Genomic DNA, 15134 nt, shown 5'->3' with positions numbered 1-15134 from the left:
GGATTGATTTAATGATTAGACAGAGAACTTTAAAAAATGTGGTTAGAGCCACAGGTGTTGGCGTTCATACCGGAGAAAAAGTTTATTTGACATTACGTCCTGCCCTTCCTAATACGGGTATTATTTTTTGTCGAACGGATTTGGATCCTGTTGTTGAAATTCCTGCTCATGCTAACTACATTGGCGACACCAGTTTATCGACTTGCTTAGCGAAAGGTGATGTTCGTATTGCAACCGTTGAACACTTGCTATCAGCTTTAGGTGGTGTTGGCATTGATAATCTTTACGTGGACCTCACGTCACCTGAATTGCCAATTATGGATGGCAGTGCGGGTCCTTTTATATTTTTAATTCAGTCCGCGGGCATTGAAGAACAGAACGCACCGAAGGAATTTATTCGCATAAAACGCAAAATTAAAATTGAAGAAAATGATAAAAGTGTGATAGTCGAACCTTATAACGGATTTAAGATCAGTTTCAACCTTGATTTCGATCACCCATTATTTGACGAACATAATCAAAATGCGGTACTTGATTTTTCGAGTACTTCTTACGTGCAAGAAGTTTCGCGTGCTCGAACATTTGGTTTCCTATCGGATTATGAATTTATTCGCAAAAATAATTTGGCTTTAGGAGCCAGCTTAGACAATGCTATTGTGTTGGATGAGTATAAAATTTTAAATCAAGATGCTTTGCGTTATGCTGATGAATTTGTCAAACATAAAATTCTTGACGTCATTGGAGACCTGTATTTATTGGGGCATAGTTTAATTGGCTCATTTAGCGGAGTGAAATCAGGACACACTTTAAATAGCCAATTGTTAAAACGACTTTTGTCAGAAAAAAATGCATGGGAAATTGTGACCTTTAAAAATTCTTCGGAATTGCCTTTTTCTTTTGCACCTGCAGTGATGGCGGTTTGACTACGTATTTCTACAGTGACATCTCAAGCAGGAGGTTCTCTGGCTAAGAACAAAAGGAATCAAAGGACTCCTCCTCTTCTTGTTAATGTCGTTTTTGAATCACCCTGTACATCCAATCAAACTCGCGAGGTGATAGTATTTGGCCTAACTCGACATTGGATTGAAGTGATATGCATTTTTCGTTGAGAAAATGCCTCAATTAAATTAGGGATTAAATAACGAACCCGTGTAGCCCAAGCGGCGTTGTCTAATCGGAGAATAAGCGTTTTATAGGATATATTCATTACTTGGCAATAAGGTATAATTTCCGAAGGTAGGAGGTTTTCAAGTATCTTCTTCAGCGTAGTAATTTGATTTGCTTTTTGCACAATGAATTTAAGAGAACCAGTTTTAAAGTAGTGAATGATGGATTTAGGGTCTTCGGTTTGCGTTGATTTCATTTTCTCTGGAAATTCCCCTTCATTGATGGATCATATACAATGCCACCATGCTTGGCAACTTTATTAAAAAGATACTGGGAACCCATAATGAGCGATTACTCAAGGAGTATTCCAGAATTATATCTAAAATTAATGCATTAGAGACTGAAATTAAGGTTCTTTCTAATAAGAAACTTCGCGATAAGACCGACGAATTTAAAAGGCGGCTTCATGGGGGGAAAAACTAGACGCCTTATTGCCTGAAGCATTTACTGTGGTTCGGGAAGCGAGTGTACGTACGCTAGGGTTTCGTCATTTTGATGTTCAATTGATTGGCGGTCTTGTATTGCACAGTGGTAAAATTGCAGAGATGCGCACTGGAGAAGGAAAAACGTTGAGTTCAACGATGCCAGCATACCTAAATGCCCTGAGAGAAAAAGGCGTACACGTCGTCACGGTTAATGATTATTTAGCTAAACGCGATGCCGAATGGATGAAACCGATTTATGAATTTTTAGGTTTAACGGTGGGAATAAATGTTTCCGGGATGGGACCTTCAGAAAAACAAGTAGCCTATGCAGCAGATGTTACATACGGGACCAATAACGAATTTGGTTTTGATTATCTGCGTGATAATATGGTGTTCAACTTAGAGCAACGGGTACAAAGGACGCTGCATTACGCTATTATTGACGAAGTCGATTCAATCTTAATTGATGAGGCGCGAACGCCTTTAATTATTTCTGGTCAAGCAGAAGAACCCTCAGACCTCTATTCCAAAGTCAATCAACTCATCCCGCTGCTGAAATTACAAAAGATGGAGAAAGGTCAAAAGGAAGAAGAATTGTCTCCTGCCAACCGCGGAGATTACATCCTAGATGAAAAAAATAGACAAGTCTACCTTACTGAGCAAGGCCATCGAACCATTGAAAGGTTGATGGTGAAACAAGGATTGATGCGTGATAGGGAAAGTTTATACGATGTTTCGAATATTTCTTTGATGCATTATGTGTATGCGGCTCTGCGTGCACATACACTCTTTCGTCGAGACATTCATTATATTGTGAGGAACAACGAAGTAATTATCGTCGATGAATACACCGGACGTTTGATGCCAGGTCGTCGTTGGTCAGATGGATTACATCAGGCTGTGGAAGCAAAAGAAGGTGTATCGGTTCAGTTAGAAAATCAAACATTAGCTACGATCACTTTCCAGAATTATTTTCGCCTTTATGAAAAATTATCGGGTATGACAGGTACGGCTGATACAGAAGCGTTTGAGTTACAAAAAACCTATGGATTGGAAGTCGTCGTAATTCCAACAAATAAGCCTATGATTCGTCGGGACGAACCTGATCAGATCTATCTAACGGCGAAGGTAAAATTTGATGCGATCGTAAATGAAGTTAGGAAACGACATGAAAAAGCTCAGCCGATTTTGATTGGTGTGGTGTCAATTGAGGTGTCGGAGTTTGTGTCGCAGCTTTTGAAGAAAGTTAATTTAAAACATGAAGTTCTAAATGCAAAAAATCACGAACACGAAGCGAAAATTGTTGCAGAAGCTGGACGTCCAGGAGCTATAACCATTGCAACTAATATGGCCGGCCGTGGAACGGATATTATGTTGGGCGGTAATTTAGAAACGGAACTTGCTAAGTTAGATCATCCTGATAAAGCGGAAGTGAAAAAGCGAAATATTGACTGGCAGAAACGGCATGACGCAGTAATTGCTGCCGGTGGTTTACATGTGTTAGGGACAGAACGTCATGAGTCGCGGCGTATTGATAACCAGCTGCGTGGTCGTTCTGGTCGGCAAGGCGATCCAGGGTCTTCACAATTTTATCTTTCTATGGAAGATAATCTATTGCGTATTTTTGCGGCTGAGCGGATGTCAAACATAATGCGCCGATTGGGTGTAAAAGAAGACGATGTTATTGAACATAAATGGGTTACTCGCGCTATCGAAAAAGCGCAGCGTCGAGTGGAAAGTATGAACTTCGATATTCGTAAACAACTGTTGGAATATGACGATGTCGCAAATGATCAGCGAAGAGTAATTTATCAACAACGCCTTAAACTATTGCAATCTGAGGATATCTCTTTAACCATCGAAGCGATTCGTGAAGAAGCTGTTTCTGAAATGGTTAGTTTGTTTGTGCCAACGCAAAGTTTAGAGGAGCAGTGGGATATACCTAGTTTGGAACAACAAATTCGAGAGGATTTTGGCTTGTCGTTGCCTATTGCAAAATGGCTTGAGGAAAATGATATATTACACGAAGAAAAGTTGCATCAACATCTCGTCAATGAAATTGCTCGAGCTTATAAAGCAAAAGAAGAAAAAGCAGACCCTAAGGAAATGCGGAGAGTTGAAAAAACGATAATGTTACAATTGCTGGATCATCATTGGAAAGAACATCTGGCTGCCATGGATCATTTGCGCCAAGGTATTCATTTACGTGGTTATGCTCAGAAAAATCCTACTCAAGAATATAAACGAGAGTCTTTTGAATTGTTTACCCAAATGTTGCAGCGGATTAAATATGAAGTGGTTGCAGCGTTGTCAAAATTAGAGATCACAACGGAAGCACAAACTGTTGAACAACGGCTACACCAACAATCAACATTAGAGTTACAATATCATCATCCAAAAGTTGCTATGTTACAATCTACGGAAAAGGTGGATGCCGCCACTGCTATTGCTGAAAGTCAATCCGCTCAGCCTTTTGTGCGTACTTATCCTAAAATTAGGCGGAATGAATTATGCTCTTGTGGAAGTGGTAAGAAGTATAAGAAGTGCCATGGGAAGCTGGTTTAGATCTATATTCTTTCCTTTGAATAAAAAGAAACGAGGATTCTCAAAATGAAATTTTAGTTTCCTTATGTCTGAATTATATACCACAAGATAGTTTATGGGAATTGCCCAGTAAAGATTTGAGAAAGAATCTATGGGGCATAGGAAGGGAGTGACTTCGTTAAATTTCTGTTCAAGAGATCATTAAGTCGAATTTTCCTAAAACTAAATGTTTCTAACGGAAAGGAAATGTTGTCGGAAAATTTCTTAACTATACCACTTTCATTAACATCTAAATAGAAAGAAATAGATGACGATATGGTGTTTTGCGCAAACCTACGGATAGATGTTGGGTGGTTTTTAGCGGGTAAAATTAATCTGATGAGTTAACAGAATAAACTGGAACGTTTTGATACAATCTTGTTGAGCAAGCATTTTGTGCATACAGGTGCTTGTTCATATGATTTGTAAAATTGTTTTAACAATGTGATTCAACCATTAAATTTATCAAAATACTTCTGTAAAAACCGGTGTCCGGTTTGAGTTTCGTTGTATTATCGCAGTCAGACTGTGTGCAACAAGTGTGTAATCGGGTTTAGTGAAGTTATAAAGGATCTAGAAGATTGTAAAGGTATTTATGAATTTAATTGGAAAAAATGTTTTTTAAAGAAAACTTTCGATTTTTTCCAGAAATATAACGAATTTAATGAATTTGGTTCATATGCTATTACTCCAGTCGATTCGAGAGTTCATACGATTGGTAGCAAGGTATTTTGGCGTTACGCAGGGAAAAGATCTCCCCTTCCCATCGCGTTTGGTTAAAGCAAGGTGATAAAAGCGAGTGAGTGGCTGTTGGTTCTCCACTTCTTCCTGGACACTCCTTTGTTTCACCAGGCAATTTAATTTAGAAGATGCGTATAACCGTTTTCATGATAATGTCTATTCTTCTGTGCGTACCAGATTAAGACGGAGATTATGTGTGTTGATGGTTGTCTCTAATGTTGAATATTTTCCTTGTGGAATTTTACGTAATAGAAGTGTCTTACCTTTGTTTGAAGTAAGGCTGATAATAATCAGCATGTTAACTTTACTAATATTCCATTTCATAATTTTAATTAGATGGGATAGCTATGTATCTTAAACGCGCTCATTGCCAAATGAATTCAAATACAGTTTGAGCGATTTTGATTCAATTAGATGTGAAGAAGTATTGGGAACAATAAATTCCGACACGGTAAAACGAGGGGTTTTCCATTTTATTTAACTAGGAGAGTTTATAAGTGTTTAAAAGATCATGACCGTTGAAAAAGCAATAGGTACTAATGCTGATTTTCCTACGATCTAATGTCAGGAGAATAGTGAACAAAGCAAGCCCCCGAGAATGTTTGTCAGAGTAAATAATAACTTTAACTTTAAATAGTGGTTTTCAAAGATCGGATTTTGATGCAAGAACTTTTTTAAAATGAGATACTGTATCATTATACAAAGTACAGAAACCAAGGCTCACAAGCCAAGACTGCCCCGAATTTGTTGATTATCATTTTTTTGATTACAACGTAACCTGTAAATTAGGAAGTCAAATTTCCAAAATTAATATTTGCATTGTTACATAATGTGATTACAAAAAAGAAGCCCGTTAAACATCCAAAGCATACATGGAATTGGTGAAAGATTTTTTTATTGGTCTCTTTTGAGTATGTTGTTCTTCAGCTAATTTTGAATACTTATAATTTAGCTTAAAAACTGCCTCGCGTAATACTATAATATCCTGATTATTAACAAGTATATCATCAGCCATCGCCAGCCGTTCTTCACGTCTGCTTTGTGAGTGCATGATTAATTCAATTTGTTTCTGAGAGAGCTTATCCCGAATTCTTACTCGTTTGATTTGGATTGATACAGGAGCATCAATTACTAAAATACGATCAAGAAAATTTATTGATTGCAAAGACTCTGTCAACAAGGGAACCACCAAAATGCAGTATGGAATCTTTAAATAGTTTAGTGATTCTTGCATTTTTGCAATAATAGGAGGATGCAATAAGTTTTCAAGCCATAGACGTTCTTTTGAGCTTTGAAAAACTAAAGATCGTAACTTTGAACGGTTTAATAGCACTTGGTCTATTAAGATTTCTTTCCCAAAGTGCTCAACGATTTTTTTAAAAGCTTCTTGATCGGGTTGAGTGAGTTCATGCGCGATCTTATCAGCATCGATAACAGGCACTTTTAATTCTGCAAAATAATCGGCTACTGTGCTTTTACCACTACCAAGGCCACCTGTTAAGCCGATTCGTAGCATATGTTTTCTTTAATAATAAACAATGTTCGTTATGAGTGCCAAAAAACTATAACTTACTTTATCATGCCAGAAACAGTTTAAAAATGTAGTAAAAATATAAAAAACTTAAAAAAGAGTCCAATTAAAGGATTAACAGGTGACTAATTCTGATTCGTTTGGGCCGCAAGGTAGGTAGGTAAGATAGGGATGGTGTGTAATGTCACAAAATCGTCCATTATAGCAAGGGGCCTGCTATAATGGACGATTTTGTGACGTCACTCCTTTGTTTCTGGTTAAGAATCATTTGCTTAGTATTTGTTGCGTATATTTTGTCATTTTGTCTTTCTTTCCCGGTGCAATATAAATGGATACATTGATAAAAGTTTATTTCTGGTAGCTGATTTAAATTTATGGTTAGTTTAGAATCAACACCCATTTTAAGTGATAGTAAAGCTATTTTTCTTTGTTTAAAGATTAAAGTTGTGGTAACTAGACTTTTTCTCCTATAATAAATAGGCTCAAAGTGTAACATAGTTATAAAAGACAGTTTGTATATGCTCGCGTCTCAAAGCCATAGGCCGATTTTTTCTAGTCGATCATAAATTGGTAGCTTCTTTGCGACATAAAGAGCAATGAGGATTTGTGATAATGAGCTATACTTGCCCGTCTATTCCAAGAGGGGTGGTCTATTCAAGTCCGCCTGTAGAAGAAAGTCTTTATGTCAGTAAACTGAACCTCGCCTCAACGCCTGCTTATGTGATTAATAGTATGCTTGTTGCACCAACGTCCACACGACGACAATCGCAGTGGGGTATATAGAAGATAATCAAGCGAGTACAGAAAAGTACACAGGAAGGTAGAAAATTTTGCCGGTGTAGCTCAGCTGGTAGAGCAACTGATTCGTAATCAGTAGGTCCGCAGTTCGAATCTGCGCACCGGCATTAATTAACAGGATCTTTATCGATTGTAAAAGTTTTGGAAGCTATAATGAGAGCAGTCGTGCAGGACCAGATAAGAGATAGTGTCGCTTTATTAGCCTTATCTTTTTATTAATTGTCGCATGGAATAAAATCTTATCAAGCAAAGTAGTAATCAGTTCTGGTGTCAGTAGATATTTCTGTGTTTTTTGGCAGAAGTTTATATTCAGTAACATCGATAGATTTAGTAGTGTCATGTAGCGTATATTCAATAATCTTTTTATTTTTGTTTTCGCAGAAAATAATTTATATTAAAAAAATTTTAATCTTTTAATTTAACCTACTTGTCAAGCATTCTACAGTTTCTGATGAAAAATTAAAATATTAATAGAAAAAAAATTTACGTCCTTTATTTTTCAATCGATATGAACTTTTAAAGATAATTCTAAAAAGTCAAAATATCTCACTTGAGATTATATTTTAACTACTTTTAATGCTTTATACTGTCCTTGAATAACGGGATTCTAATAAACTTAGAAGTTGCGCAGGTATAAGCAGATTTTATCGCAGTCATTAGCATTCCTCATTAAGGAATGAATATTAATTTGTTTTTCTAATTGTTGTGTTGTAATTATTTCTATTTTTCTTATCGCTATGCTCTTTTTTGATTTTTATGCGTAGACCACACCTTCTAATTCTAGTTTTATTGTGTGTTACCATAAGCTATATAATAATCTGTTCGTGGTTGCATCCGCAGACGGATTATGAAAGTATTCATGCCAATAAGTTGGGTAATCGACCAATAGTTCTTTTGTCAATTCTCTTTCTTTAAAGTTTAACGTTAACTTTAGGGTTATCTTATTCGCTACGGATCTAATAACAGAAAGTTAGAAAGTTAATGTAACTATTTTATTGCGTCAATTTAATTAGAAAAGTAAGGAAATTACTAGATTTTCTCTTATATAGAATCTGCTTTATAGCATGAGAAGATGATTATATCTTTTGACAAATACTTTTGACGAAATTACTGCGTCTTTTATCGGGAATATTAAGATGCCGTAGGAAATAAAGATGACAATCACAAATAATTTCCTATACTTAAAAATATTAAGAGAGAGATTAATCTGTGCTTTTAATTCTTACGCTCATAGAAAGTTAAAAAATTATCTTGTAGCTTACTAGTTTTATTCCTTTCTCGTCTTGCAATACTCAAGAAGGCATTATCCGGAACTGAAATTTCAAGAAAAATTAAAAGAAAAATTGGAAAGTAGAGAATTCATCAAATTTAATAAAATTCTATTACGAATAGACAAAAAAATCTTAAAAAACAGATTATAATAACAAAATGAGGAACCAGAATTAATTTTTATGGTATTAGAATCATTATATCATAAACGTTATTATTTTATGCTTAGGATAATATAAGGAAAAAATGCCCTTATTTATAAATTAATAAAAGCGATTTTCGTAATAAGTGATGCTTCTCAATATATTCATGATCATAACGTTGAATGAGGGTATTTAATTTATGAGCATTGATTGTTATTTAAGTTTTTGGTCTTAGAAAACATACAGATAGAAGAAACTAGCTAATTATTTTAAAAAAGAGAGCAATTATTATAAGACTTTTAATAATTTTAAAGCATAAATTATCTCAACATTTTTTAAGTCAAATATATAATCTCATATGCGACGTTTTAATATAAATAATCATCATGCAATTGTACTTAAAAAAGAAGGAGTTAAACTTCTACCTGATGTTATAATTATATATTTTCATTTAAATTATTAGTATAAAACTACCGATCATGAGATAGGAATTATATAAGGGGAGGTGCAGTTAGTTTTTCTTCGCTTGCTTGCTCTTTCTGTTATGGGCTATGGTTGAAGTTGATTTAATAGCATGAGAAATCTGTCAAAAATTAAAACTCTGTTTACACATTAATACACTAACATATCATCGATCTTGAAACTCAACTAGTTGAAGCACGAAGCAATAGTTACCTCAGAAAACTATTTTTAGAAACCATTTGATGGGAAGTTTAATAGTGATTGTCTAATCTGACATAACCTCAACGCGCTATTTTTCTTTTATAAAAAGAAAAATAAGATCTTTGTTTACTGGAAATGCCAAGAACTATTTATGGTAGTTAGAATGCATTATTCTTATAACGAATTATTTTAAATAAACACCCTCGTGAAAAGCGATTAATTATAAATGATACAGCTATTTATTTTATTCGAGCAGATGAGTTTTCTTCGATGATAAGGGGCACTTAATTTGGATGCTACTAAAATAGGTGGAAATTTTGGGTTTGCTATTCTGATAAAATGGATTATTCAAGTAATGAAGCAGATAAAATCAGAAACAAGTAATTTATTGATACTACTGATAAAAATGGGGTTGACTTCGATCGTATTTAAGGATTGCCATCTTTTTAAAGGTAGATCTTTATAGAAATAATGGAGAATATTTTCATATATTCAGGAATGGATATTAATGTTAATTTAGCAAATTCAACTTGATCAAATATACAATACTGCCGTCGTCATTTTCCTTTTTCCTTCGACAATTGACGTAAAAGAGGCCTTAATTATTTATAATTAAAAGATTGACTAAGAAGAAATTAAAAGGTAAATCATCTGCCGGTGAGAGTGTTTATATGTTGCTGATCAGACGTATATACTTTACGACTCAAATTTAGATGACTAAAATATCTATTTAGTAACCTCTGTTTTAGTGAAAATATTCGTACCGTATTTAAATTAATGTGCTTTATTTTAGAAAAACTATCATAGTTTATGATCTTAAGTATCTGTCGAAGTATTGTCGGGGCCTCATAATGCCAATGAATTTATTTGAATCTGTACTTTTCCGCTAGCTGCTGATTGGCGCCATCATTGTGGTCATAAAATTTTTTTAAATGTTTCATACAACAGCTTATCTGTTAAGGTATTTTAGCGTCTTGTATTAAAAGCCGATAATCAGTTTTTAAAATTGCTGGAAAGAAAAGTTATATCAGATATCAGCAACACCTATTAATATTCAAAAAAATGATCTCTGTTTTGTTTGAAAGAAGAAAATTGAAAATTGGGGCAAAATGATGCTACTTGGCCTCTCAGTGTCATGTCGCACGGCGAAAATCCGCAATCGTCGTAATACTAGTTATTGCGGTAATAATATTGAGATCACTAATTTTCAAATTAAATGGATACTGCCAGATGCCCCAATATGGCGCAAATTGATAAAGTTTTTCGGCAACAGTGAGTAAGTGACTGATAGCGTTATCAGTTTCACTAAAAAATGTTACATCCTTAACAAGAAGCAATTAACATTAGTAAATTTTCTTTTAATTAAAATAGATATAGACTTCGAAGAAGTAGGAACAAAAGTCACTAAGGCATACTTAACCCTATGGATTTCTGTTATTCGCTGCTAATTGAGTATCTTGATGTAAATGCAATTCTGCTAATAATTGTTTCGCTGTTACAAGAAAAGATTTTTCATAACTGCGGGGGAATAGATTGATCTATTGGTGGTTTCATTGCTAGCCAATCACGAGGCTTGCCATCTACATAGAAACCGAAATGAAGATGAGGCCCTGTTGCCCAGCCTGATTTGCCGACATAGCCAATGATTTGGCCTTTACGGACCCATTCATGTAATTTGATTTTTTCAAATCGCGACATGTGTCCATAAAGAGCTACATAATGACGGCCATATGCGATTTTAATTGTTTTTCCATATCCTCCATCTTTGCCAATAAAAACTACGTTCCCTTCGCCGATAGATTGAATAGGCGTTTCGATGTTTGCTGCAAAATCGATACCCAAATGGGGGCGAATTCGATGTAAGACAGGATCAAAACGGTGATAACTAAAGTGACTACTAATGCGTTTATAGTGAAGTGGGGTATGTAAAAAACGGGCTTCAATACCTCGACCATCAGGGGTATAATACGCGGTATGTTGAATAGGATAAGTGTAGCGGACAACTTGGTCGACTTTTCCTTGATGAATGAATTCAGCAGCAATAATAGCTCCGTCGTAATATTTTTTTCCATCAATGTATTCTTTTTGATAAAGAAAATTAAAACGGTCACCCTGATGAAGATCACGAGAAAAATTGACCTTTCTTATAAAAATGGTTTGTAGTTTATATAGCATACGTGCAGTAAGTTCTGCTTTTTTAGAGTCTCGGCTAAGGAAGTGATATATCGTGCAGGTTTTATAAACAAGAGTTGTTAAGATGGGATTACGAGGAATCTTTTTTATAAAATGATTCTCTTCGCGAAGGATCATTAATGTTTTGTCGGTTAACAAAGGATATTTAAGAGTCATTAATTGATAAGGTAATTTGATCTGGGAATAAAGTATTTGATGGGGATGTAAAGTAGCTAGTAATTTGCATTGCTTTTGGTATATCTTTAATCGGATAAAGATTGCAGCTAAAGAGTCTCCTCTTTGAACAATTATTTTCTTGCATTTTAACAAGTGAGTGTCTATTTTCCCTAGGGACTGAGCGGTCTTTGGAAGATTGAGTGTAATGGCTTTATTATTGTGTGGTGCATATGCATAGAGCAACCCAGTTAACATAGCAAGGACCACGGAGATAGCGATAATGATTGAAATCATTGACTTACAGCCCTGCATTCGGATTCCTTCGGATTCCCCACTAATTATCGATAGTTCCAATCCCGAATTATACCACGTATGTTAACGTTGTGGAATAATCATGATGAGGCTTAAATGATTTCACCAAAAGAAGGGTTAGAAGAAATTAAAAGGGGCACGGTTGAGATTATTCTCGAAGAAGAATTGGTTGCTCGATTGGATGAAGGCAAGCTATTGCGAGTGAAGCTTGGATTTGATCCAACTGGCCCAGATATCCATTTGGGGCATACTGTGGTGCTCAATAAGTTACGCAAATTTCAGATGTTGGGACATGAAATTATTTTCCTGGTTGGGGATTTCACAGCGATGATTGGTGATCCCACTTGGAAAAATGTGACACGCAAACCATTAACACGCGACACCGTGATGAAAAATACTAAAAATTACGAAACACAAGTATTTCGTATTTTGGATCCCAAAAAAACACGAGTCACTTTTAATTCCGTTTGGATGAATGAGTTAAAAGTCGATGATTTTATCCGTTTGGCCAGTACTTATACGGTTGCCCGTATGCTAGAACGAGACGATTTTAATAAACGTTATATGGCACAACAACCTGTTGCTATCCATGAATTTTTATATCCTTTATTGCAAGGTTATGATTCCGTTGCTTTGCATGCTGATGTCGAATTAGGTGGTACAGACCAAAAATTTAACTTATTAGTAGGCCGCGAATTACAAAAACATTTCGGCCAACGACCGCAGTGTATTTTAACAACACCTTTGTTGGTAGGACTGGATGGCATACAAAAAATGTCAAAATCGCTCAATAATCACATTGGCATTATGGATCCGCCAGATGAAATGTTTGGAAAGGTTATGTCGATATCTGATGAGTTAATGTGGCATTATTATGAGTTGTTGAGTTTTCGTCCAACGCAAGAGATTAATCAATGGCGCAAAGAAGTGTTCGAAGGAAAAAATCCGCGTGATGTAAAAGTGCTATTGGGCGAGGAACTCGTTTCACGCTTTCATAACAGGGAGGCGGCAAAAATGGCACATCAGCATTTTATTGATCGTTTTAAACATCGTAAATTGCCAGCAGATCTGAATGAAATTAAATTGACGGCCGAAAACAAACACCTTGCCATTGGCTATATTTTACAACGCGTCGGTTTAGTGCACAGTACTTCCGAAGCGCGCCGTATGATTACTCAAGGCGCTGTATGCATCGATGGTGAGCGTGTTGAAGATATCAAATTAATGGTCTCAACCGGAGAGAGCCATCTATATCAGGTAGGGAAACGTCGATTTGCCAAGGTAAGAATAGTTGATTGTACATCCGAATAATACTTTAAGGAGGGTTTTTCTGAGTTTTCGACGAATATCAACCAGCAACTCTTTAGTGAATTGTTGTAAAGCTTGAGTATTTACGTCGACAAACCAATCGAAGAGGCTAAAGAGCATACTGGATTTCGTTTTTGAAAGCTCTTGTCCGTTAATTTAAAATGATTATCTTAATAACTTGCAAATCTACCTCTTGTTTTCATGAGTAATGTGTGAATGAATTGAATTTTTGTTTTTGCTTTGAGAGATAAATCACAAATTCTTTTGCTGATACAATTTTTCTTTTTTTATCAGTGATTTTTTATAGTAAGTGGGTTTGATCTGATTTTAAATAAAGAGATATTAAAGGCAAGATGAGCTACTGAAGTAATAAAATCTTCGTTTATAGTTAGTTTTATTTCTTTTTGCGTTCTATTATTTGTCTAACTGTTTCGTAATTAGTTAGTTTCTTTTGAATGTCATCGCATAAATAAGGTAGTGTCAATCTTATCAAAGTCTGCAATAGAACCCACTGGAATGGCTAAATTAATTAAATATCTTCAAAGGCTTTCATTTGTCAAACATTTTCTATTTTCCTTAAATGAACTGTTGTTTTTCTCATTGAAGGAGAAATAGATAGTTCTATAGATAGTGAGTGTTCTTTGCATCATGGAAGAAATGAAATTTTCTAAAAACAGTGTGGTGGTTTTTTCCCATAGCGATCCATGAAGAGCGAGGTGAGTATAGATTTTACTCCCTTAATATTTCTAAATAACTGGATTATTTTTACAAAAAAATATATTAAAATTCAATGTATTGTGTAATTAAACTAGTAAGCTTTAGTAAATTTAAAATTTAGCCGATTTTATCGTGTCGCTAGTGAGATATTATTTTTTACTTCGAAAAAAACGATTTATTTTTGCTGTTAATAGAGGATTTATTTTTTAAGAAAATATGTTCCTATAAAATAGGGGTTTTCTGAGAGTTATCGTTTTTTTTAAGAACTCCTATGATGCTGTTAATTAAATATCGCATAATTCAATACGAATCGGTTCGAAATTAACCCGTATTTCGATTCTCACTAGCATCTCTTGGCGGCTTTTTCTGATTTTCTTCTTTCTTTGAATCGTGATTAATTTTGATAATCTAGAATGCGTCTAGCAGTAAAATTACAATTGTCATTACGAGGGAATTAATTATTCACTCTCTAATAGTTTCATGGTATGGTACAGTGTAATAGTCAGATCTTCGTCCTTATTATTATACCCTAATATGCGTTATTCTTGGATGATCATATTAATTTTATTTGTATAGATAGCCTAGTAGTCACGACCAATTAAATAAATTCCTGCTTTCTCATAAACTGTCTCCGAGAAAATGACTCACTATCTTGGTATATCTACAAATACGATATTCTCTATCAGCATGGGATTAAATTAATGTTCTAATCTTCATTCTCTTGAGAGGAATATTAACATCATTTTTTCACTTTCCATGTTGGAAATGGTGAATTCGAGTATCTATAAAGTGGTTACTGTGATCACGTAACGTGACTTTAAACCGCATAAGACTTTTTGTAAAAGTCTTATGCGGTTTTTCCTTTCTTTAAAGGGTAATCGACATTTAAAAACAAAATTATCATGACATATATCCAGAATTTTTTTTATTAGGACACTAGAAAGCTCCTTCAATGAATATATGCTCAAAAACCAGACAACTTCTTAGTCATTTTTATATCATTTAAGCTTTAACTGAATGAGAAGGAGAAAAACATAATCAAAGAACATCCTAATCTCAAATTGTTTTTAACATTTTAAGGTTCTAATGGATAGGGAATTTTGTCGAAGGTCTATTCCTTGATTATTG

At 34.8% G+C, this 15134-nt stretch carries 6 protein-coding genes, 1 tRNA gene and 2 pseudogenes; 5 read left to right on the top strand and 4 right to left on the bottom strand.

Features of this window, described 5'->3' with window-relative positions:
• Window positions 1-11: 11 nt before the first annotated feature.
• A complete protein-coding gene (gene lpxC, locus LG660_RS02320) occupies window positions 12-923 on the top strand; it encodes a UDP-3-O-acyl-N-acetylglucosamine deacetylase (RefSeq protein ID WP_258267155.1) in 912 nt (303 codons plus the stop codon).
• Window positions 924-1039: 116 nt separating this feature from the next.
• Here lpxC and LG660_RS02315 read toward each other — a convergent pair whose 3' ends face one another.
• Window positions 1040-1363 carry a DciA family protein gene (locus tag LG660_RS02315; RefSeq protein ID WP_258267154.1) on the bottom strand — a complete coding sequence of 108 codons (324 nt, stop codon included), beginning with the start codon at window positions 1361-1363 and terminating at the stop codon, window positions 1040-1042.
• 47 nt (window positions 1364-1410) lie between these two features.
• Here LG660_RS02315 and secA point away from each other — a divergent pair.
• Window positions 1411-4157: pseudogene (secA, locus tag LG660_RS02310) on the top strand (preprotein translocase subunit SecA).
• A gap of 1113 nt (window positions 4158-5270) precedes the next feature.
• Here the strand turns inward: secA and LG660_RS04415 are convergent.
• Window positions 5271-5393 (bottom strand): hypothetical protein, encoded by a 123-nt coding sequence (locus LG660_RS04415; RefSeq protein ID WP_373566705.1) that lies wholly within the window; start codon window positions 5391-5393, stop codon window positions 5271-5273.
• A 445-nt stretch (window positions 5394-5838) separates the two neighbouring features.
• Window positions 5839-6432 (bottom strand): annotated as a pseudogene (gene coaE, locus LG660_RS02305) (dephospho-CoA kinase); the annotation flags it as partial.
• 627 nt (window positions 6433-7059) lie between these two features.
• Here coaE and LG660_RS02300 point away from each other — a divergent pair.
• Complete coding sequence (locus LG660_RS02300) at window positions 7060-7230, top strand: hypothetical protein (protein WP_258267152.1); 171 nt, start codon at window positions 7060-7062, stop codon at window positions 7228-7230.
• A gap of 49 nt (window positions 7231-7279) precedes the next feature.
• Window positions 7280-7352: transfer RNA gene (locus LG660_RS02295), tRNA-Thr, on the top strand.
• 3480 nt (window positions 7353-10832) lie between these two features.
• On the opposite strand, the gene LG660_RS02290 is transcribed toward LG660_RS02295, so the two are convergent.
• A complete protein-coding gene (locus tag LG660_RS02290) occupies window positions 10833-11963 on the bottom strand; it encodes a M23 family metallopeptidase (RefSeq protein WP_258267151.1) in 1131 nt (376 codons plus the stop codon).
• A gap of 114 nt (window positions 11964-12077) precedes the next feature.
• Between LG660_RS02290 and tyrS the strand changes: the two genes are divergently transcribed.
• The gene (gene tyrS / locus LG660_RS02285; RefSeq protein ID WP_258267150.1) at window positions 12078-13292 is read left to right on the top strand and encodes a tyrosine--tRNA ligase; all 1215 of its coding nucleotides are present in this window, start codon (window positions 12078-12080) and stop codon (window positions 13290-13292) included.
• The last annotated feature ends 1842 nt before the right edge of the window (window positions 13293-15134 follow it).

Source organism: Coxiella-like endosymbiont, assembly GCF_024730665.1.
Taxonomy (GTDB): domain Bacteria; phylum Pseudomonadota; class Gammaproteobacteria; order Coxiellales; family Coxiellaceae; genus Coxiella.
Note: the sequence above shows the minus strand (reverse complement) of the source record. Positions and strands in the feature narration are given on the sequence as shown.